A 21,160-nucleotide genomic window follows, 5' to 3' on the forward strand; every position below is an offset into this window, starting at 1 on the left:
TCAGTGGCACCAGCGACAGCACCATTGCCAATATCAATCTTGAGGTCCTCAATGTCGCAGAAGGCCCGACCCTGAATTTGGGTCTGCCGGCACTGTGCCTCGAAGACACCGCTTGTGGTCTGACCATCGATGTTGGTGTGCTATCCCCGACCGAAGTACTTGAAGTCACCATCGAAGGGCTGCCCAATGATGCGACCCTGTCCGCCGGAATCGAAAACCCCGATGGTAGCTGGACCCTGACCCAGACCGATCTGGTCGGGCTGACCGTTACCGCGCTGGAACCGGGGGATTCGCTTCTGACCGTGACCGCCACTGTCAGTGACCCGATCAGTGGCACCAGTGACAGCACCATTGCCAACATCAATCTGGAAGTTCTCAATATCGCAGATGCACCGACACTTGATCTGTCGCTTTCTGCTGCTGTGATCGAGGACTCGCCCACGCCGCTTTTGATTACGGTAAGTGATCTTGCCCTTACCGAGGATGTCACCCTGACAATTGACGGGGTGGATAACGGTGCGACCCTTAATGCCGGAACACTTAACCCGGATGGCACCTATACGCTTGAGCTTCTGGATCTGGTGGGTCTGGCGATCACGCCGGACACCGAAGACGATCTGCAATTGTCGATCACGGCGACGGTTGAAGATTCTTCGAGCAATACTGTGGCGACAACGACGGCAACGCTGGATATCGATGTGCTGCCAAATCCGTTGGATCCGTTGATCTGATCCCGTCTGGAGAGGAGTGGATAAAATGACAGCGACAATAACAAAATTTGCTGCCCAAGAACGAGGCGGTCAACGCCCGGTACGCCTGCTTATCTGTGATGATTCCGTCTTTATGCGAATGGCTTTGGTTGCCCTTTGCGAGGATCATCCGGAAATCGAAATTGTCGGGGAAGCCGAAAACGGACTTGAAGCCGTTGAAGCCGCCCGAAGATTACAGCCCGATGTCATCACGATGGATATCGCGATGCCCCATCAGGATGGTATTTCTGCCACCCGCGAAATTCTGTCCGAGGCCGATACATCGATCATCGTTCTGAGTTCATTAAGCGAGCAACGCCATACACTAGCCAATGAATTGCTTAATCTTGGTGCGGTCGATGTGATCTGGAAGTCTGCATCGATGCTTGATATCGATCTCGATGGTATTGCCGCAACCATGCTTGAAAAGATCATTTTCTGGGGGCGCAATTCATTCGGATCGGAACAGGATGAAATCGGCGACAGTCCGAAAATCGAAATCCTGGTCAAACGCAAAGAACCCAAACTGCTTTTGCTCAAGGCTGGGGCGGGCAGCGTGCCCATTCTCAAGGATATTGTGGAAACCTTTTCCACCGGCTGTTTGCCGGTCCTGATTTCGGCCAATGTGCCGCGCTCGTGCATTGAATCTCTTGAGACTTTTCTCAAGAGGAAGTCGATCCGGCCGCTTATGCCGGTCGAGGACGGACTTGGTTTGGAAACCGGTGTCACCTATATCATGAACGAACAGTCCAGATTCGGGGTGATTGGTGAACGCGGGAGTTGCCGGTTCCGTCCACTCGCACTTCTAGATGCGAAAGACAATCTGATCACGACACTGGTAAAGTCGGGATATCTGCCTGTGACCATCGCACTTCCCGGCGTGTCTGACGAGTATCTGCTGCATCCGGAAAACGTTTTCTCGGGCGGCCAGTTCTGCTTCCTAGGGGAAGAAGGACGAAGCCCGCAAGCCGCACCGTCCAAGGAATGGATATCCATCAACAGTAGAATACACCTCAATCGTGTTCTGGAGATTTTATAGTCATGAACGCTTCGATAAACATGAACAGCTTTCAGTCGAAAATTGCTGCGTTGCGTGAACGTTATGCCGAGCAAACTTCTGAGAAAATCGACTTTATCGTAAGCACCTGGTCGCGTTACTGCGAAACTCCGAACCGGGATGATTTCGAAGTTCTTCTGATGGAAGTCCACCGCATTTCCGGAACAGCAAAAACATATGGTTTCCCCAGACTGGGGGAAATGGCATGTGACCTTGAAAAGCTGCTGATTGACGAGGGCGTGGCAAACCCGTCTGCCAAGGCCCTGTCGATCATTGATCAGCTAAAAGACTATTCCGCCGACGAAGACGAAGGGTTCGAAGCATAGGCATTGCTGCCCCAATCCCGATAACTGCGGCACAGAAAATCGCCGCATCTGTTGGGCATTCAATGGAAATCATGACTGTCGATTTTCAGGGTCGGGGCAGTTTGCGCCTTTGATGCAGGTGACGAGCCCAAACCATCAAGCCCGCTTGCCCAACGCAGATTGCGCGGATGGGTATTGTTGCTGCGCGCAATTCTGTTGTTTTCGGTCAATCCTTGCAACATGGGGGTCAGATCAACCAGCTTGTCGGCGATGATATGGGTCACACCGTCTTCACGCTGAAGCTTGCCGGTTACCCCCATCACCGTGGCGGTCATGACTTCGCGTCGGTATTTTTCCATCACCTTGTTCCAGACCACCAGATTGGTGATGCCTGTTTCATCCTCAAGCGTGATGAACACCACCCCCGATGCCGTACCCGGACGTTGACGCACAATGGCAAGACCGGCATGACTGATCCGGTCGCCGTCGCGAACCCGGGCCAGATCCGTCGCCTTGCTGATACCCGCCCCGCCAAGGGCATCACGCAACATGCTGATCGGGTGCCCCTTAAGCGACAAGCGCAGGCTTGCATAATCCTCGATGATTTCTTCGCCCGGCCCCATAACCGGCAAATCCACCGGGGCTTCCGGCCCGAATTCGGCTGATACCCCCATATTGTGGTTGAAATTCTGGGCTGCTTCAAACAAGGGCAAGGCAGCGGGTGGTTTGCGCCCCTTGCCAAAGCGCCGGACGGCCCAAAGCGCTTCGCGCCGCGACAGACCAAGAGATCCAAACGCATCGGCCTCGGCCAGTTTTTCAAGAGCCGCAGGTGACAGACCGGTCTGACGCGCCATCAGATAGATATCCTGAAAGCTGCCAGCCGGACGGTTGGCCATCAGGGCAAGGGCATCAAGTTCGCCAAATCCCTTGATCTGGCGAAAGCCGAGCCGCACCGCGTGATAGCCGCTGGCCCGGCCCATTTCACGTTCAAGCCGGTTGTCCCAGAAACTGTGATTGATATCGATTTCAAGCACGCGCACCCCGTGATTGCGCGCATCATTGACCAGTTGCGCCGGGGCATAAAACCCCATCGGCTGCGCGTTCAAAAGCGCACATAAAAACACATCCGGATGATGGCATTTCAGCCAGGATGACGCATAGGCCAGAATGGCAAAGCTTGCGGCATGGCTTTCGGGAAATCCGTAATCGGCAAAGCCTTCGATCTGTTTGAAACAGCGTTCGGCAAACTCGATATTATAGCCGTTTTTGAGCATGCCATTGATGAATTTGGTGCGATGTTCGCCGATCGTACCGGTGCGTTTGAAGGTCGCCATGGCCCGGCGCAGGTTATCGGCTTCTCCGCCGGAATAGCCGGCGGCAACAATGGCGATCTGCATCGCCTGTTCCTGGAACAGCGGCACGCCGCAGGTTCGCTTCAAAACGGCTTCAAGCTGCTTGGACGGATATTCGACCTTTTCCCGTCCCATGCGCCGCTGCAAGAAGGGATGAACCATGCCGCCCTGAATCGGACCGGGGCGCACAATCGCCACCTGAATGGTCAGATCATAGATGCTTTTGGGTTTAAGACGGGGCAGCATGCTCATTTGTGCACGCGATTCCACCTGGAAAGTCCCGATACTGTCGGCCTTTTCAAGCATCCGGTAGGTTGCCCGGTCTTCCTTGGGCAGGGTCGCAAGGTCATAATCAATATTCTTGTGCGTGCGCAAATCATCCAGTGCCTTACGAATGCAGGTCAACATCCCAAGGGCGAGGATATCGACCTTGAGAATGCCCAGCGCATCAATATCGTCCTTGTCCCATTCAATCGTCGTGCGATCGGCCATCGCCGCATTGGCAATCGGCGAAAGTTCACAAAGCGGCCCGCGCGTAATGACAAACCCACCGACATGTTGCGACAAATGGCGGGGAAATCCGGTGAGTTCGCCCGCCAGATCAAGCACGGCCTTAAGCCTTGGCTCATCGGGATGAATGCCCGATTGGCGCATCATGGTGTCATGCGCGCCCTTGCTGCTTGACCCCCAGATGGTTTTGGTCAGTTTGACAATGGTGTCTTCGGACAGGCCGAACACCTTGCCGACATCACGAATGGCGCTGCGCGACCGGTATGAAATCACCGTCGCGGTCAATCCGGCACGTTCACGGCCATATCGTTCGTAGATGAACTGAATGACTTCTTCGCGGCGTTCATGTTCAAAATCAACATCGATATCGGGCGGTTCGTTGCGGGCATTGCTGATGAAGCGCGAAAACAGCAACTCCACCTTGTTGGGGTCAACCGATGTGACATGCAGGCAAAAACAAACCGATGAATTGGCCGCCGATCCACGCCCCTGGCACAAAATCCCCCTGGACCGGGCAAAGGCAACAATATCATGCACCGTCAGGAAATAGGGGGCATAGCCCAGCTCGTCGATCAGTTTAAGCTCGGTCTCGATCAGGTTTCTGACCTTGTCGGGCACCCCTTCGGGATAGCGTTTTGCCGCCCCTTCCCAGGTCAAACGGATCAGACGTTCCTGTGTGCCTTCGCCCGATCCGTCATTTTCATCGGGATATTCATAGCGCAATTCATCAAGGCTGAAAGTGCATTGATCGGCAATCTCGACCGTGCGGGCAAGCCAATGGGGATGATCGGGAAACAGGCGCGCCATTTCACGCGGCGACTTGATATGGCGTTCCCCATTGGGGAATAACCGATAGCCCGCATCCTCGATCCGGCAATGATGGCGGATACAGGTCAGCACATCCTGCAGGGGTTTGCGCGACCGAAGATGCATATGAACATCATTGGTCACGACCGCAGGAATGCCAAGACGGGTTTCGATTTCCTCAGTAAAGGCACGGCGTTCGCTGTCGAACCCGTCCATGAACCGCCCGACAGACAGCCACAATCGCCCCCCGAACCATGATTTGAACCGCACCAGATCGCAGCGAAATACATCGTCCGGCACCTGTGGTGGCACGGCAATAAACAGCAACCCGTCCTTGTGATCGACAATATCGGCAAGATAAATCTCGCACGCTCCCTTGGGCGCACGGCGCTTGCCAAGGGTAAGCAACCGGCACAATCGCGCATAGGATACCCGATCGGTCGGATAACACAGCAAGGATGGGCCATCCATCGGATCAAGCCGACAACCAACAATGTAATTTAACCGGTCGGCATAATTGCGATGTGCGCTATGTCCGCGCACGACACCGGCCAATGTGTTGCGATCCGTCAGCGCAATGGCATGCAATCCCTTGGTCGCCGCGGTCAAAACCAGTTCCTCGGCATGGGATGCCCCGCGCAAAAAGGAAAAATTGCTGCTGACCTGAAGTTCGGCATAGACCGGCTCATCGGTGCGAATGGCTTGCTGTGTCATGGCATCATCCCCCGAAAATCCCGTGGATTGACCAGATATCCTGCCCCGCATGTCCGGTGCGCAACAGCCATAACATCCGGCCTTTCTGATCACGGATCCGGAAATAGTCTCGTGTCATTCGCGACAGGGCGTAATGATCGTCATCAAGATGCCCCCACCATTCCGGACAGATGCGTTCAGGCCCCTCGGCGCAGGCGATATCCACAATCATTTTGCGCCAGCGCAGTCGCGTTGGCGCGCCATTGGCACTACGTGCGATGACTTCCACCGGTTCGGGGGGCTCCAGCAATCTGACAGGACGTTTTGGCAAGGGGGCATCTGGCAGCCGTGCCGGCCTTGCCCCGCCAACCGGGGACTGGCGAATGGCGGCCCGTTCGGGCATGTAGCTTGCGTGATGGGCCGGACGATAAAGAATGTCATTTGGTCCAAGATGATGACAGATCCGGTCAATCAGCTGCCCCAGTGCAAGCCCGTCACTGCTGTCATCCTGCTGATGGTCAAGGCGGGCCTGGCGAAAGGCGACATGTTCGACCCACGGCGCATGGACAATGATCTTCTCGATACCGAAACCGGTATCGACACCGGGCATCTTTTCACCCAGCAATCGCAAAATATGCGGTGCAGACTGACACGGGGTCCCGGTTGTCGTGGTGATGGTATGGGCATGACCATCCACCCGGATCGAACGGACACATATCCGCCGCAGGCCCAGATTTTCAGCCGCAAGCATCTCGCACAGCTTGCCGGTCATGTCTTCGATCGCCAGCGCCAGATTGGTCGCATCGCCAAGCGGTTCGCCAAAGCTTTGTTTGATCAGCCAGGGGGTATCGGGCAATTTGAAGTTCAGATGTTCGGGCAAGCGCCCATAAAACTGATCAACACGGCGCAACACATCGGGTCCCAGCCGGGTGGTGATATTGGCGCGTGGCAAGGGTGTAATATCGCCCAGTTGCTTAAGGCCAAGCCGCGACAACAGGGCGATGATGTCATCCGACAGACGCAGGGCCGAAACCGGAAATCCTGCCGCGATTTCATGATCGGCAGGCAAGGACAGGATATGCTCGGTCGGCGCACCGGGATGATGACGCGCAGCGGCCCAGGCGGCCCCGGCCGTATCGGCAATGGCAATTCTGGCGCCATAGCCCCGGGATTTCACATCACGCAGGATGTGACCGATCATGGCGGCTTCCCCGCCAAACAAATGACTGCCGCCGGTGATTTCCAGCCATAATCCGCCATCGCCTTGCAGGCCGTGCGCATGCAATTCCCGATCCGGCGCGACCCAGGGGCTGTATCGATCCATCAAACGGATCAATCCCGCCAGATGCATGTCATAAAGCGCCTCATCCTCGGGGCTGTCGTGCAAACCGGGAAGGATGCTGCGCGCATCGGACAGACGCATGCCCCCGTATAATCCCGCGTCCCGGGCCCGGGCATTCAGCCCGCATACCAGAACCCCTTTGTGGTCGGCGCGCGTAATAACATGTGGCCCGTCAGCATCATCTGCCGGTTCGGTGGGGCCGCTTTTTTCAGATGACACGTCCTGGTCCGCCTTGTGGCGGGTATCGGCCGTGGTCCTGCTGATTTTCTGACAATCCGTCTTCCAGTGGGTCAACCACAGATAAAGAAAACGTTGATGCATCGGTTTTGACTTTCCAGCTTCCCGGTCGGACCCCGCGTCCCCCGATCAGGCTGAGATGATGAATATTCCCTGTCTTGGTATCTGACGTGCTTGGGGCCGGTTCGATCTTCCAGCGTGTCAGTGCACTTGATGGCATCAGCCGCCCGCCATGCGATGCCCGGCGCAAAACAATCATCCGGGTTCCTCCCGCCTCACAGGCCAGTTGCAGACGCCTTGCCGATGTCAGGTCGTAATCGGTGGTTTCCAGAATAATCGATGCGACCTGCCCGGATTTGGCGGCCTCCTCACAGCTCCATAAGGCGATATCCTGCTGATCGACTGTCATCATCAAGGGCGGCGGATCCGTTGCCTGACCGACCGGCAAGGCCAGATGATAAACACCGCCCTGATCAATCGCCCGTCTTTGCCGAACCCAGAAAACAGACCGGTTTGACGAGGCATGGTCCTGTGCGCTGTTTTGCGGTTTTCCTTGCGATCTGTCTTGCTCGCAGCCTTGTAACCTTCCGTATCCTGCCCTCTGCTCTTGCGGAGCAATCCGGGCCAGATACCAGGCCAAAATCGACGCCGCCCCACCATCATGGGCACAGATCACCTCATGCATACCAACCGGCACAAAACCGCCGATGCTGATATTGCGCGACAAGGACATACCGCCAAACAGGCAGTCGACCACACCGCCTGCCTTGCCGGGGAAACAGGATACATTTCCCCTCCAACTTTTTTCGGCCCGTGCCAAGACAGCCCGAGCATCCCTGATCCGTTCAGCAAGCATCTTACCCAAACACAACAAATGTTCTCTGTTTGTTCTTATTTAGGAACGCCCGATATCAGAGTCAAATCAAAAGCTTTCAGGGGAGCTGGAGGGGGGAAAGAGGAAACCGAGTATCACATAAGATGACCTTGCCCTTTAAAAATGGACGACCAGAAACCTTGTCTGGCCGCCCATTTCCGGGTGGTATTTCCCTAATAGACCGGGATGAAGATTATACCAAACCACCATTGGGCTGAACAATCTGACCCGCGATCCACGATGATTTGTCAGAAGCAAGGAAAGCAACAACCTCGCCAATCTCCTTTGGATCACCAACGCGGTTGAACGGGCTCATCGCAGCAGAGCGCTGAACAGCTGCTTCGTCTTTGCCCGAACGGAACAGATCGGTATCCACCGGCCCCGGTGCCACGCCATTAACCCGTACACCACGACCTGCCAGCTCCTTTTGCATCGAGCGCAGCAGACATTCGACCGCGGCCTTGGTGGCACTATAAGGACCAAGGCCCGGTGCAGCAAAGCGGACCAAGGATGTGGTCAAACCAATGATCGTACCGCCATCGGCGATATTGGCTGACGCGGCTTTGAGGATGTTGTAGGCGCCAACAATATTGACTTCGACAAGGTCGCGGAACTTTTCGTCACTGAATTGCCCCAACGGTCCCGGAGGCACGTTGATACCGGCATTTGCAACAACACAATCCGGTGCACTGCCAAAATCTGCCGCCACCGCTTCAAAGATACCCGAGACCGATTTCGGGTCACGAATATCCACCTGATAGGCCTTGATGGTTGCATCTGCGATTTCTGGCATCGGGTTAGGCTGACTGCTGACATAGGTCAGCGCGACATTATAGCCGTCTTTGGCCAATGCTTCGACGATTGCTGCGCCGATACCGCGGGAACCGCCGAATACGATTGCTGTTTTCTTTGACATGATAATCATCCGTTTGCGTTTGATTTATTGTGTGATCAGACCTTTCAGGCCGTGATCGAGACAACCCGTTCCTCAGTCAGTTCGTGCACGGCATAATGTGGCCCTTCACGACCAAATCCGCTTTCCTTCGTGCCGCCATACGGCATCAGATCGACGCGCGAACTGGAAGTTTCGTTGATATGGACACCACCAACATCCAGACGGCGAACCGCCTCGAATGCATCTGACATCCGGTTGGTAAAGATGCCGCTGGCCAAACCATAAGGCGTTGAGTTCACACGCTCGATAGCTTCATTGAGATCATCAAACGGGATGATTGACACAACCGGACCAAACACTTCCTGACATCCAACGCGCATATCACGCGACACATCAACAAGCAGGGTTGGCGGCACCACCGCCCCTTCGCGTGCACCACCGACAAGCTGACGGGCACCTTTTGCAACCGCTTCCTTGATCCATTCTTCAACACGGATCGCAGCGTCAACCGTGATCAAAGGCCCGGTAACCGTTTGGTCATCAGCCGGGTCCCCGTACGGGACTGCCTTGACCAGATCGGTCATACGCGCGACAACCTCGTCATAGACAGATCGCTGAACCATCAACATCTGCACGGATGTGCAAACCTGACCGGCTTTGCGGAAACCTGCCGAAACGACCTTGGGCAGGGCAACATCAAGATCGGCATCATCATTGATGATGGTAAAGGCAATCGACCCCAGTTCCATTTGGGTGCGGCGCAAATCCGCCTTTGACTGAATGGCACGGCCGACCTCGGTACTACCGGTAAAGGCAATGAACCGGATACGCTGATCTTCAAGGGCCTTGGACACAACCCGTGCCCCGCCGTGCAGAACCGAAAGGAACCCTTGCGGAACCCCCGCCTGCATCAGGATTTTTGCCATTTTGCATGCGGTGATTGGCGTGTTGCTTGACGGTTTGAGGATAACCGCGTTGCCCGCTGCCAATGCCGGTGCAACCTTGTGCATGACAGTGTTTAGCGGTGAGTTAAAGGGCGTCACGGCCAGAACCACGCCCAGCGGTACCCGCATGGTAAAGGCGATGCGATGAGCCTGACCTGGCGCGCCCTGGATCGGCACAACATCACCGCTCAGACGACGGGCTTCCTCGGCAGACAAACGAAGAGTTTGCAAACAACGCGATACCTCGCCATTGGCGTCAGAACGGGTAAAGCCGGCTTCGGCCTGAATGGTTTTCGCAAGGTCATCGCGATTTTGCTCGATCAGAACCGCCGCACGGTCAAGGGTTGCACCACGCTCGTAATTGTCCGGGGCACCACGTTTGAAGGCCGCGTAAGCAGCATCAATCGTCTCGACAATCTGTGCATCCGAGGCCGAATTGGCCACAGCAATCGGGTTTTGGGAATATTTGTCCAGAACCGTGACGGTATCTGCCGCACCTTCCACCCATTCGCCATTGATCAACAAGTGGCACGTTACCGATGAGCTGGCCGCAGTATTATTTACGCTTACTGTGCTCAATTTCTTATCCTTCCTCATCTCTACAACCACAGAACTTCTTTTCGGTATTCAAGATCATTCAAAAGTTTTTCCGCTTTGCATTCGTGGAAGACCGAGCCGTTTTCGAGTGCGAAAACCCGGTCGGCCAATGCAAGAACAAGATCAAGGTTATGTTCGACAATCAGGATCGGCAGATGCTCGCGCAGCTTATCGAGAACGAGGAAAAGCTCCTCGACGACAGCCGGTGCCAATCCTTCGAACGGTTCATCAAGCAGGAGCAAACGGACATTGCCTGAAAGCGCGCGCGCAATCGCCAGCATCTGTTGCTCCCCCCCCGAGAGATAATCTGCATGGCTGGTGCGGCGTTCCTTCAAACGCGGGAAAATCTCGTAGATTTTTTCAAGCGTCCAAACCGTCCCGTTGCTGCCATCGGTGTCCCGGGCCAGTCGACCAAGTGCGAGGTTTTCCTCAACGGTCATGCCTGCAAAAAGCCCCCGCCCTTGCGGCACATATCCGACGCCCATGCGGGCAACCATGTGGGCTTCCACCCCGACCAGTTCCTGCCCCTCGAAATCAATTGAACCGGACTTTGCCCGAACAAGGCCGCAAATGGTTTTCAGGAAGGTTGACTTGCCGGCACCATTTCGGCCCAGCAAAGCAACGATTTCGCTGTGTCCTATTTCAAGGCAGGCATCATTAAGGATGTGACTTTTGCCATAGAACGTATTGAGGTTTTCAACCTTCAAAACCGTGCCCGGTTTTGCCGGGAAGGTTGATTTCATCGCTGCAATCGCAGCGGCTCCCGATCCGGTATAGATTTCCTGAACATGTTCATTTGCACGAATTTCGGCCGGCTGTGCTGTCACAAGATGCTGGCCGTCATTCATCACCGTAACTTCATTGGCAAAGCCGAGAATACGATCAATGTCATGTTCCACAATCAGGATCGGAATGTTTTCGGCCATCGTCTGGATCAGACGACCGACACGTTCACGCTCAGCCGCCGAAAGCCCCGCAAGCGGTTCGTCAAGCAGAAGGATTTGCGGACGACTTGCCAGCGCAATCCCAAGATCGACAAGACGTTGTCCGCCATAGGACAGATCACCGGCACGGATGTCCTCGATGCCTTCAAGGCCAAGGAACTTCAGAAGTTCTGCCGTGTCCTTGTTGATGTCTTCAAATTCATCGATGTTGCGCCAGAAATTGAACCGCGCACCATGTTTGGCCTGTGCCGATAGGCGCAGGTTTTCTTCAATCGTCAAACCTTCGAACAGGTTGGTAATCTGGAAAGATCGCGCAAGGCCTGAATGGCAGATTTCGGCTGGGTCTTTGCCCTGAATTTCCTGACCAAGCAAGGTGACCTTGCCTTCGGTCTGGGTATGTTGCCCTGAAACAAGGTTAAACAGGGTGGTTTTGCCGGCTCCGTTCGGGCCAATCAACGCGTGGATCTCGCGCGGACGGACCTTCAGGCTGACATTCTGAACCGCTTTGATCCCGCCAAAATTCTTCGAAATCCCGTCAACGTCAAGAACCGTGTCGCTGGCCGGTTTCGGGCGCAGATATTCCGGCAAAGACAAACCTTCGTAAATCTTGCGTCGGCTCATTGCCGCGGTTTCTTCAGGCAGTGGCTTCCAGATGCGCAGAAGCTTTTCACCAAGCCCGACCAGACCACCAGGCAGATACATCACAAAGGCAACGAATGTCAGCCCGAACCAGAACAGCCAGTCAGACGACCATTCCGAAAACAGTTCGCGGAACAGGACATAGAAAACAACACCGACAGCCGGGCCAAGGATGTTGGCATGCATGCCGCCAATCACCACCATCGCCAACAACTCGCCAGACATCTCGATCGAGGTTGACTCAGCGGTCACAATGTAATGCTGGAACCCGGACAATCCGCCGGCAAGCGCCGTGACCATTGAAGACAGCACAAACACCGCAAGTTTGTATTTCTGGACGTCATATCCCTGGAAAGATGCCCGTTGCTGATTTTCGCGGATCGCCACCAGAACATGGCCGAATGGCGACTGGACAACACGCAGCAGGAAATAAAGGGCGGCAAACCCGATAACCGCAACGAACACATAATAGTTCAGGTTATCGGCTAGATCGATCGGGCCGATCGATCCACGCTCGATACCACCAAGACCATCCTCGCCCCCGGTAACCTCGGTCCAGCGAAACGCAATCGAAAATGTCAAAGCAGACAGAGCCAGCGTCATCAAGGCGAAATAAACACCGCGACGGCGTAGCATCAATGCACCAAGAACGGTTGCCATAACACCGACAAACAGCATGCCAAATATCAGGGGAAGGATGATCTGCCCATCAAACCAGTGACGCTGCGAAAGGGCCGCAGCATAAGCCCCAATACCAAACCATGCGGCATGCCCAAATGACACCAGACCGGTATAGCCCATCATCATATTCAGGCCGAGTGCGGCAATCGCGAATATCACAACCATGGTTGCAGCACTCAGCGTCAGGCCAATCATCGGCAGTATGACCGGCAGAATAACGAGGGCTGCCAATCCGACAATTAATGTACGTGATTTCAGGATCATTTTCTTATTACCGCTCAAACTTCTGGATGGCTTCGCCAAGCAGCCCACGCGGGCGCAACAGCAAGACAAGCAGCATCAGCACATACATTGATGCTTCGGATGCGGCGGGGAGGAAGTGCACGGTCACTCCGCGCAAAACACCGACCAATAGGGCCGCAACAATTACGCCCCAAAAGCTGCCAAGCCCCCCAATAACAACCACAACAAAGGCAATCGTGATGATTTCCGCGCCCATGGCCGGATGCACCATGGTGATCGGTGCAAACAGGGCGCCACCAAGGGCAGCCAAACCTACGCCAAGCATCACCACCGCGGTCATGTAAGGCTGCAATCGGATACCAAGTGCCGCGACCATATCGGGCTGCTCGATCCCGGCACGAACCACACGACCGAATGATGTCCGGTGCATCAGGAACCACAACCCGGTCAGAATCAGAGCCACAACCAGCAACATCAGAAGACGATATTTCGAGAACAGGAAATCACCGACAATCACCGAACCCTTGACCCATTGCGGCAACACCGCCGACAGCGGTGCTGCCCCCCAGATCATGCGGATCGCCTGTTCGGCGACCATCGCCAGACCAAAGGTAACCAAAAGGCTCAGGATCGGGTCTTCACGGTAAAAGCGGCGCAGGATAAAACGTTCAAACGCAATCCCGAGAAACGCCACAAGGATCGGTGAAATGACAACAGCCGGCCCAAACCCGAACATGTTGACCAGCGTCACCGAAAAATAGGCACCAAGCGCATAGAACGCGCCATGCGACAGGTTCACAATTCCGCCAACGCTGAAAATCAGCGATAGACCCAAAGCAATAAGCAAGTAGTAACCGCCTTGAACCAGGCCGTTTACGACCTGTTCAAGTAAGAAAACGTATTCCATCGGTTTTCCAGGGTTAAGGGCTGTGCACGCACAGCAGGAGCAATTCGAAAGTTGGTCGACCCCGCAAATCGCAGGGTCGACCAAACGTCGTCAGGCTTTACAGGTCGCCATATCAGTCGACGGATAGATCGCCTCAAGTCGTTCATTCGGGCCCGGAACAGCAGCACCAAGCTGCATCATGTCATGGACGTCGCTATAGGAACCCGACGGCTTGACCGCGAACGGATAGGCTTCCTGAATCAGCTGATGATCAGCAGCGCGGAAGTAAGCCGGGCGATCTTTCAGAATGTCGAATTTCGCACCTGATTCAAAATAGCTGACCATGTCGGCTGTGTTGGCACCACCGGTTTCAGTCATGGCCTGTGCCGCAATCTTGAGCGCGATATATTCGATCCATGCATGGTTTTCCGGCGTCTTGCCGTATTTGGTCTGAAACGCCTTGACGAAAGCCTGCGAACCCGGGGTTTGAAGGGTGTCATACCAGACGGTCGGCCAGGTTCCGGCAAGGTTGCCAACACCGGCGGCCCAAGCATCAGCAGTATTCAAGTTGAAGCCAACGGTCGGGAATGGCAGACCAAATTCCGCATATTGCTTAACGAAGTTGGTCACCTGGTTACCGGCAAGGTTCAAGCAAACGACATCCGGGCGGGCCTGACGGATTTTCAGAATGAAGGCACTGAAATCAGTCACATCGGTTGCAACCAGTTCATCACCGATCAGTTCACCGCCATTGGCACTCAGGAAGTTCTTTGCCGCAGCCAGAAGGTCATGGCCAAAAACGTAATCCGAGGTGATGGTAAAGAACTTTTTGCCATCAACCATGCCATCACGTTTAAGTGCACTGCCCACCGCATTGACCATTACGGTATTGGGAATGTCCGTGCAGAACATGTAGGGGCTGCACCGTTCGCCGCGCAAAACATCCGAACGCGGCCCCAGTGCCATAAACAGCTTTTTGTTGCGCGTGGCGACTTCGGAAATGGCCAGTGCCGAAGCAGAGCTGATTTCCCCCATCAGGAAGTCAACCTTGTCCCGTTCAAGAAGGCGCTGTGCCTTGGTCGCTGCGGTTTCCGGGTTGATTGAGTCTTCAGAGCTTACTTCGAGCATGCGGCCTTTGATGCCGCCAGCCGCGTTGATTTCTTCGGCTGCCATTTGGATACCCTCGACCGCCCATTGGCCAAGTGTCCCCAGAAAGCCCGTCATCGGGGTCAGATGCCCGATACGGATCGGACCTTCCTGCGCACGCAAAATGGCCGGCATGCCAATCGCAGAAACAGCGGCAAGACCAACCCCCATCTTCAGAGCTGAACGGCGTGATACCGCTCCAAAGCCCGACTTCGTCTTCACGTCATCGTTATTCATGGTTTCCTCCCTAATGCGGGCACAATCTTGTTTGCCGTCAATTCACATCCCGCGATTGACAAATCTTTCGCCCATGTAAATTCTTACCCACTGAGAGGAACCGGGAAAAATACCGATTAGTGAACCATGTATAAGTTCACCTTATAACCAAGTAGCCCGGCCAGGGATTTCTATGGATATTCGCCAACTCCGATACTTCGTCAAGATCGTCGAAACCGGAAGCTTATCAAAGGCTTCCAGGCAATTGTTTGTGGCACAACCGGCTCTTAGCCAACAGATTTCCAAGCTTGAGGAATATGTCGGAAAACCGCTTTTGATCCGTTCATCAAAGGGGGTAAAACCCAACCAGAACGGCCAGGCGCTTTATCATCATGCCCGCTTGGTGTTGCGTCAGTTCGATCAGGCGATCTCGATTGCCAAGGCTGAAAACGAAACCGTTCAGGGAATGGTTTCCATCGGCCTCCCGGCAACCACAGTCGCCGCCGTCGGTCTGGATCTGATCAAACGTTTGCGCGAAAAATACCCGGGAATCCTGATCAATGTGGTCGAAGCCATGAGCGGCCATATCGCCCAGCTTATTCATCAAAACCAGCTTGATCTGGCCGTTCTTTTCAATGACGAACATGATGATGAGTTGATCATTGAACCGCTGATGGTCGAAGAATTGTTTTTATTCCTGTCCGAAGACAGCAAGTTGCTGCCCCCCGATCAAACAACTGTCACCGTGGCCGAGGCCGCAGCATTGCCCTTGATTGTCCCCACCAGCAGTCACGGCCTGCGCCGCCGTATCGAAACCGAGTTTTCCAAATACGGATTGGGTGTGAATGTTGTCGCAGAAATTGATTCACTGGCCCTGTTGATGAACTGCGTCCATCAGGATATTGCAGCAACCATCAAGCCACGAGGAGCCATCATGCAAGAAGCCGACGGTGGCCGACAGTGGCGCTGCCTTGCCTTTTCTGATGCACATCTAAGACGCAGCAACTTCCTCTATTCCTTGCCCCCGGAGTCCATGACACCGGCAACAAACATTGTCGCTGCCGAGCTCAAAGGTGCCGTTCAGGACCTGATTGATAATCCGGCAATCAAGGGGTTCGAGCCCTTTCCGAAACAGGCCAAACTCGGCAATGACCGCGCAACAAATTGAATGGAAAATGTTCGTCAGCATCAGCATGACGAAGCGGAAACTCTGAAAATAACTGACGAATTCAGGATGCCGCACCAAGCGCATTTGAAAGCGTTACCGCCGCGGCTTTCAATTCTTCGATCCGTTGGGGAATGATGTCTTCTGACATGCGCCATACCGGGCCGGAAACCCCCATTGCCGCCACACATCTCCCGGCGAAATCATAAACCGGAACCGCGATACAGCGCACATCGGGGTCAAATTCGCACCGGTCATGGGCGACATTGGTTTTTCTTATATCACTTAGTTCACGTCGAAGCTTGGTCGCAGTTGTCAGCGTATTTTCGGTATAGGCCCGAAAATCAATATCCGCCAAAAGACGTTCGATTTCGGCATCATTGCATTTGCTGAGCAACATTTTACCTATTGCTGTCGCATGGGCCGGACGTACAACACCTGTACGTTCCGACATTTGAAGCATCCCTTTGGCCGCCATGCGTGCAACCAGAACAATTTCGCTGTTTGATCGGACTGCAAGGTGGGAAGCCTCGCCTGTCTTGGCGCTGAGAGCAGCAAGAACAGGTGTGCCTTCAAGCAACAACGCGTTTTCATTCATCGCACCGGCAGCAAGCATGAATATCTTGCTGCCGATCAGATAACGTTTGCTATCACCTTTTTTGGTCAGAAAACCTACATTCTCAAGGGTGCGGATCAGGTGAAAGGCCGTACTGCTATGCAGACCGGAACGCTCGCTTAGTTCCGTTAGTGGCATTCCGTCCGGCCCGGCTGAGGCCACCAGATCAAGTAGCATTGTGGCACGTTCAAGTGACTGGATGCCGCCTTTTTCTGCCGGTCTATCATCGGCATTCTTTTTGGTTTTCGTCGAAACCGCCATTCCTGATCCGCCTTGATCGGTTATTCGTCTTTGACCGGTGTTGTTACCACGATGAATGTCAGATCGCCTAGACCGCTGTTGACGATCGAATGCCAGGTGCCTGGCGCAATGAAGATCACGTCATTTTTGCGCACAACGCGCTTTTCATCATCAATCTCGATCAAGCCTTCACCATCAAGGATATGATAAACCTGTTCCTGAACCTTATGGACATGGCGTTCGACATAGCCCATCGGCTGATAGGTCGAAATGCGGTAATCCATCAATTGTGATCCGGTTGTCTCGGGTGCTACCAGCGCCTTTGACAATGCGGAACCGAAATGTCCGGGATATTGTTGCCAGGGTTCTTCGGCAATGTTGCGAATACAGGTTTTGCGTTCCTTTGTCATGACTTCCTCCCAGGTTGTTTGTGTCTGATCACGGCTTCCATGGTTCACCAAATACCGGTTCTTTCGGTTTCAGTGGTGGCAGTTCCCACGAACCGGTTGATGGCGGACGAATATTGGCATCCACATGCACATCGATCAGAGCCGGCTTATTCAGCTTCACGGCGTCTTCAAGGGTTGCTGCAAAATCCTGTGAACGGGTCACGGTATAGCCCGCAACACCCGATGCGCGCGCCCATGCGGCAAAGTCCGGGTTGTAGGGCGTTTTGTTTTCGCCCTCATAAAAGCCGGTGCCATATTCCCGGCCATCAAAATAGGCATATTGCAGATCGCGGATGGCACCCCATGCAAAGTTGTTCCAAACCACCCAGACGACCGGAATGTTGTATTCAACAGCAGTACACAGGACATGCGGAACCATCGTAAAGCCGCCATCACCCGATACCGAGACGCAGACCTTGTCCGGTGCCGCCAATTTCGCACCGAGGATCGAGCTCGGTCCAAAGCCCATCCCCGAATAGCCCCAGGTATTCAACATCGTCTGCGGCTGGCGGGCTTCCCAGAACTGCATGAACCAGTTGTGGTGAATACCGGAATCAAGCGAAATGATCGCATCATCAGGAAGGACTTTTCGACAATCCGCCACAATGCGTTCCGGACGGATCGGGCTGGAGTGGGTCTCAAATCCCGGGGCGATAAACTTGTCCCACTGTGCTTTCCAGCCTGCAATGTCGGCATGCCATCCTGCCAGCCGGTCACCTTCGCCAACAGAACGACGATCAAGCTCTGACAGGATCTGCGTAATGACGGCCTTTGCATCGGCCAGGATCGCCATATCGGGAAGATAGTTGCGACCGATTTCGGCGTGATCAACATCAACATGGATCAGTTTGGTTTTCGGGAAATTCCACGAATAGCCTTCTCGCCAGGACGATGCCGAACGGTCATCAAAACGAACCCCGATCGCCAGAACCACATCGGAATGACGACCCGCCTGGTTTGCCTGATACGCACCATTTCGGCCAATAAAGCCAAGGGAAAGCGGATCGGACATATTCATGCAGCCCATGCCGTTCGGCGAGCTGATGACAGGAATGTTCAGACGCTTGGCAAGGGCTGCAAGTTCCGCAGACGCCTCGGACAGGGTCACACCGTGACCAATGAAAATCACCGGGCGTTCTGCGGCCAGCAAGGTATCGACAACCCTGGCGACATCCTCGTTGCTTGCTCCACTGCGGCGTTTGCCAAAACTGGATCCGGCGACTTCTTCGGTGACCTCGGCCTCTTCCTGAAACAGGTTATAGGGAATATCGAGATTGACCGGTCCGGGGCGGCCCGTGGTCATGGTCATGGCCGCCTGACGCATGGCCAATGGCAACATTTCAACCCGACTTGGTTGGAAGCTGCGCTTGACGACCGGCTTGATCACATTATTGAAGTCGGCCTGATGGTGCTGGTTTAGTTCCTGAAACGGACCACGGTTGAATTGCGATGTCGGGACATTGGCTGTGATCGAATAGATCGCAGAGCTGTCAGTCTGGGCAACGGCAAGTGCCATGATCTGGTTGGCAGATCCCGGACCGGTCGAAGTCAGCGTTGCGGCTGGCTTGTGCGAAACGCGGAAATAACCATCTGCCATATGCACCGCAGTCTGTTCGTGACGCGGGGATACAAGGCGTACTTCGTCACGCACATCATAAAGGCAATCAAGCAAACCGATATTGCCATGCCCGCAAATTCCGAAGACGTGATCAATTCCCTCTTTGATCAGCGATTCAGCAATAATCTCGCCACCCTTTTTCTTAACCATGTTCTTTAAGTCCTTCGTGGGTTTTCGCAAATTTCGTCAAACTTCCTGTCCTGCCGCGTGATGTGCCGCAATCCAGCCAAATGTCATTGCCTGACCCAGTTGCGCCCCGGCACCGGGATACTCCCCGCCAAAGACGGATTGCATATCGTTGCCACACGCGTACAGGCCATCAATCGGGTTGCCTGTTTCATCAAGCACCCGGGATTGTGTGTCGGTCGCCAGTCCGCGACTGGTTCCCAATGGGGTTGGGTAAAGTTTCACCGCATAGAACGGACCGCTTTCAATCACACCCAGACACGGGTTGGGGGCATGCAATGCATCGCCGTTGCTGCGATCATAAATTGTTTCACCACGGCCAAAATCGTGGTCTTTGCCGTTCTTTGCCATGGCATTAAAACGCACGACTGTCTGTTCAAGCCCTTCCACCGGCATCCCGGTTTTATCGGCAAGTTCGAACAGTGACCGGCCTTCGATCAAATAGCCGGACTTGATGTATTTCCCGAGAAACGGCGTACGCGGCCGGATAAGGCCAAGCCCGTATTTGGCAATGAAACCGCGACTACAAATCATCCATGCCGGAATGCAGGTTTCCGTCGCGTTGGCCCGATACATGCCGCGGACAAATTCGTGATAGGAAACGGCCTCGTTCACAAATCGATTGCCGCTTTGATTGACAATGATGCTTCCCGGTTTGGCGCGATCCAGAACGATATGCGGATAAACGGCTTGGCTGCCATCTTTGCGGGGCATGACCGAACTCGGGAACCAAAGGGCGTTATCAACGCCAATTGTTCCCAACACGGCACCGACCTTTTGGGCCAGTTCTATCGTGCTGCCGACACAACCTGGCGCAGCCGGGCTATATTCGGCAACAGGTTCTGGAAGCTCACGCTTGCGCCAGTCCGCACTGGACGGATAACCGCCACCGGCCATCACCACACCTTTATCGGCAATGATGGAGTGACCGGAATTGCCGATGGCAACGCCCGTCACCCGGCCATTTTCCTTGAGCAATCCCGAGACAGATACATCGCAAAAAAACGACACACCATTTTCAAGACAAGCCGCAAGCAAACGTGCAACCAGTGCATTGCCAAGGACAAGCCGCGTACCGCGTCGATATTTCATCCTGTCAGTTGCATAACGTCCGAGCAGACGCAGCCCAAGCCAGGCACTGGCAATTGATCGATCCACCTTCAGAAGGCTTTGCGCCTCTGCCCGCGTCACCATCAATTTGCCAAACAGCATCAATTCGGGGATCGGCAATGCAAGCTTTTCAAACATCGAACCAAGCTTGCGTCCGTCATATGGCAACGGTTCAAGCGGCCGCCATCCCGGTGCAGCACCTTCGATGTCCTGTCGGTAATCCGGGGCAGTTGTGAACGGACGAAATTCGATATTCGCGCGTTCTGCAAGATCTTGCTGCATACGCGGCGCGATTTTCAGAAACCGTCGGCACATCTGTTCCGCCCCACGGTTCCCCACCAGTGTCCCGACGTAACGTGCTGCCAGTTCGGCGTCATCAATCCCGGCTTCACGCATATACATATTCCCCGGCACCCATACTGTGCCGGATGACCGAGCACTTGTGCCACCAATCGCAGATGCATGTTCCAGCACGACACAGCGCAATCCCGCATGCGACGCCGTCAGCGCTGCAGTAAGCCCAGCGGCACCACTTCCCAGAACGATCAGATCTGTTTTTGTTGGTAAAGCACTTCCGGGATTGGGCATCGACACCGAATCCTCCTCTATTTTCTTGTAATTATGAAATCTATTTTCACAATGTCAAATTAAGTATGGAT

Annotated in this window: 16 protein-coding genes; 4 read left to right on the top strand and 12 right to left on the bottom strand. The window is 54.5% G+C overall.

The annotated features are described in order from the left end of the window. The 3 genes from AUQ42_RS15925 to AUQ42_RS09090 form a co-directional block, all read left to right on the top strand. The coding region (locus tag AUQ42_RS15925; RefSeq protein WP_197460815.1) for a hypothetical protein at positions 1 to 731 on the top strand (731 nt) is incomplete at its 5' end. Positions 732 to 756: 25 nt separating this feature from the next. Further along, the gene (locus tag AUQ42_RS09085) at positions 757 to 1,788 is read left to right on the top strand and encodes a response regulator (protein ID WP_082817797.1); all 1,032 of its coding nucleotides are present in this window, start codon (positions 757 to 759) and stop codon (positions 1,786 to 1,788) included. 2 nt (positions 1,789 to 1,790) lie between these two features. Further along, positions 1,791 to 2,132, top strand: coding sequence for an Hpt domain-containing protein (locus AUQ42_RS09090; protein ID WP_068518774.1), 342 nt, complete (start codon positions 1,791 to 1,793; stop codon positions 2,130 to 2,132). Positions 2,133 to 2,191: 59 nt separating this feature from the next. Here the strand turns inward: AUQ42_RS09090 and AUQ42_RS09095 are convergent, their stop codons facing one another. The 8 genes from AUQ42_RS09095 to AUQ42_RS09130 all read right to left on the bottom strand — a co-directional run bounded on the left by AUQ42_RS09095 (position 2,192) and on the right by AUQ42_RS09130 (position 15,138). Further along, positions 2,192 to 5,494, bottom strand: a complete 3,303-nt coding sequence (locus AUQ42_RS09095) for an error-prone DNA polymerase (RefSeq protein ID WP_068518775.1) — start codon at positions 5,492 to 5,494, stop codon at positions 2,192 to 2,194. 4 nt (positions 5,495 to 5,498) lie between these two features. Continuing rightward, positions 5,499 to 7,034: a DNA polymerase Y family protein gene (locus AUQ42_RS09100; protein ID WP_068518776.1), complete on the bottom strand. Its 1,536-nt coding sequence runs from the start codon at positions 7,032 to 7,034 to the stop codon at positions 5,499 to 5,501. After that, positions 7,024 to 7,809 carry an ImuA family protein gene (locus AUQ42_RS09105; protein WP_231856725.1) on the bottom strand — a complete coding sequence of 262 codons (786 nt, stop codon included), beginning with the start codon at positions 7,807 to 7,809 and terminating at the stop codon, positions 7,024 to 7,026. Before AUQ42_RS09105 ends, AUQ42_RS09100 begins: the two co-directional genes overlap by 11 nt. Positions 7,810 to 8,119: 310 nt before the next feature. Continuing rightward, positions 8,120 to 8,842 carry an SDR family oxidoreductase gene (locus AUQ42_RS09110; RefSeq protein WP_068518873.1) on the bottom strand — a complete coding sequence of 241 codons (723 nt, stop codon included), beginning with the start codon at positions 8,840 to 8,842 and terminating at the stop codon, positions 8,120 to 8,122. A gap of 44 nt (positions 8,843 to 8,886) precedes the next feature. Beyond that, positions 8,887 to 10,344: an aldehyde dehydrogenase family protein gene (locus tag AUQ42_RS09115; protein ID WP_068518778.1), complete on the bottom strand. Its 1,458-nt coding sequence runs from the start codon at positions 10,342 to 10,344 to the stop codon at positions 8,887 to 8,889. A 20-nt stretch (positions 10,345 to 10,364) separates the two neighbouring features. Beyond that, positions 10,365 to 12,890: a branched-chain amino acid ABC transporter ATP-binding protein/permease gene (locus AUQ42_RS09120; protein ID WP_068518779.1), complete on the bottom strand. Its 2,526-nt coding sequence runs from the start codon at positions 12,888 to 12,890 to the stop codon at positions 10,365 to 10,367. 7 nt (positions 12,891 to 12,897) lie between these two features. Beyond that, positions 12,898 to 13,776: a branched-chain amino acid ABC transporter permease gene (locus tag AUQ42_RS09125; RefSeq protein WP_068518780.1), complete on the bottom strand. Its 879-nt coding sequence runs from the start codon at positions 13,774 to 13,776 to the stop codon at positions 12,898 to 12,900. Between the two features lie 90 nt (positions 13,777 to 13,866). Continuing rightward, positions 13,867 to 15,138: an ABC transporter substrate-binding protein gene (locus tag AUQ42_RS09130; RefSeq protein WP_082817799.1), complete on the bottom strand. Its 1,272-nt coding sequence runs from the start codon at positions 15,136 to 15,138 to the stop codon at positions 13,867 to 13,869. A 172-nt stretch (positions 15,139 to 15,310) separates the two neighbouring features. On the opposite strand from AUQ42_RS09130, the gene AUQ42_RS09135 reads away from it, so the two are divergent. Then, positions 15,311 to 16,285 (top strand): LysR substrate-binding domain-containing protein, encoded by a 975-nt coding sequence (locus AUQ42_RS09135; RefSeq protein WP_068518781.1) that lies wholly within the window; start codon positions 15,311 to 15,313, stop codon positions 16,283 to 16,285. Positions 16,286 to 16,346: 61 nt separating this feature from the next. On the opposite strand, the gene AUQ42_RS09140 is transcribed toward AUQ42_RS09135, so the two are convergent. Genes AUQ42_RS09140 through AUQ42_RS09155 form a run of 4 tightly spaced genes read right to left on the bottom strand, consistent with a single transcriptional unit; the run spans position 16,347 to position 21,089 of the window. Then, positions 16,347 to 17,159, bottom strand: a complete 813-nt coding sequence (locus AUQ42_RS09140; RefSeq protein ID WP_068518782.1) for an IclR family transcriptional regulator — start codon at positions 17,157 to 17,159, stop codon at positions 16,347 to 16,349. Positions 17,160 to 17,179: 20 nt separating this feature from the next. Then, positions 17,180 to 17,548, bottom strand: coding sequence for a cupin domain-containing protein (locus AUQ42_RS09145; protein WP_068518875.1), 369 nt, complete (start codon positions 17,546 to 17,548; stop codon positions 17,180 to 17,182). A 28-nt stretch (positions 17,549 to 17,576) separates the two neighbouring features. After that, complete coding sequence (locus AUQ42_RS09150; RefSeq protein WP_068518783.1) at positions 17,577 to 19,355, bottom strand: thiamine pyrophosphate-binding protein; 1,779 nt, start codon at positions 19,353 to 19,355, stop codon at positions 17,577 to 17,579. 36 nt (positions 19,356 to 19,391) lie between these two features. Then, a complete protein-coding gene (locus AUQ42_RS09155) occupies positions 19,392 to 21,089 on the bottom strand; it encodes an FAD-dependent oxidoreductase (RefSeq protein ID WP_068518784.1) in 1,698 nt (565 codons plus the stop codon). Positions 21,090 to 21,160: the final 71 nt, after the last annotated feature.

The organism is Thalassospira sp. MCCC 1A02491 (assembly GCF_001613785.1).
Taxonomy (GTDB): Bacteria; Pseudomonadota; Alphaproteobacteria; order Rhodospirillales; family Thalassospiraceae; genus Thalassospira; species Thalassospira povalilytica.

What these genes read in the sequence shown, in the direction of transcription:
- AUQ42_RS09085 (WP_082817797.1), top strand. Translation starts at nt 757, where the DNA reads ATGACAGCGACAATAACAAAATTTGCTGCCCAAGAACGAGGCGGTCAA.
- AUQ42_RS09090 (WP_068518774.1), top strand. Translation starts at nt 1,791, where the DNA reads ATGAACGCTTCGATAAACATGAACAGCTTTCAGTCGAAAATTGCTGCG.
- AUQ42_RS09095 (WP_068518775.1), bottom strand. Translation starts at nt 5,494, where the DNA reads ATGACACAGCAAGCCATTCGCACCGATGAGCCGGTCTATGCCGAACTT.
- AUQ42_RS09110 (WP_068518873.1), bottom strand. Translation starts at nt 8,842, where the DNA reads ATGTCAAAGAAAACAGCAATCGTATTCGGCGGTTCCCGCGGTATCGGC.
- AUQ42_RS09120 (WP_068518779.1), bottom strand. Translation starts at nt 12,890, where the DNA reads ATGATCCTGAAATCACGTACATTAATTGTCGGATTGGCAGCCCTCGTT.
- AUQ42_RS09125 (WP_068518780.1), bottom strand. Translation starts at nt 13,776, where the DNA reads ATGGAATACGTTTTCTTACTTGAACAGGTCGTAAACGGCCTGGTTCAA.
- AUQ42_RS09130 (WP_082817799.1), bottom strand. Translation starts at nt 15,138, where the DNA reads ATGAATAACGATGACGTGAAGACGAAGTCGGGCTTTGGAGCGGTATCA.
- AUQ42_RS09135 (WP_068518781.1), top strand. Translation starts at nt 15,311, where the DNA reads ATGGATATTCGCCAACTCCGATACTTCGTCAAGATCGTCGAAACCGGA.
- AUQ42_RS09140 (WP_068518782.1), bottom strand. Translation starts at nt 17,159, where the DNA reads ATGGCGGTTTCGACGAAAACCAAAAAGAATGCCGATGATAGACCGGCA.
- AUQ42_RS09145 (WP_068518875.1), bottom strand. Translation starts at nt 17,548, where the DNA reads ATGACAAAGGAACGCAAAACCTGTATTCGCAACATTGCCGAAGAACCC.
- AUQ42_RS09150 (WP_068518783.1), bottom strand. Translation starts at nt 19,355, where the DNA reads ATGGTTAAGAAAAAGGGTGGCGAGATTATTGCTGAATCGCTGATCAAA.
- AUQ42_RS09155 (WP_068518784.1), bottom strand. Translation starts at nt 21,089, where the DNA reads ATGCCCAATCCCGGAAGTGCTTTACCAACAAAAACAGATCTGATCGTT.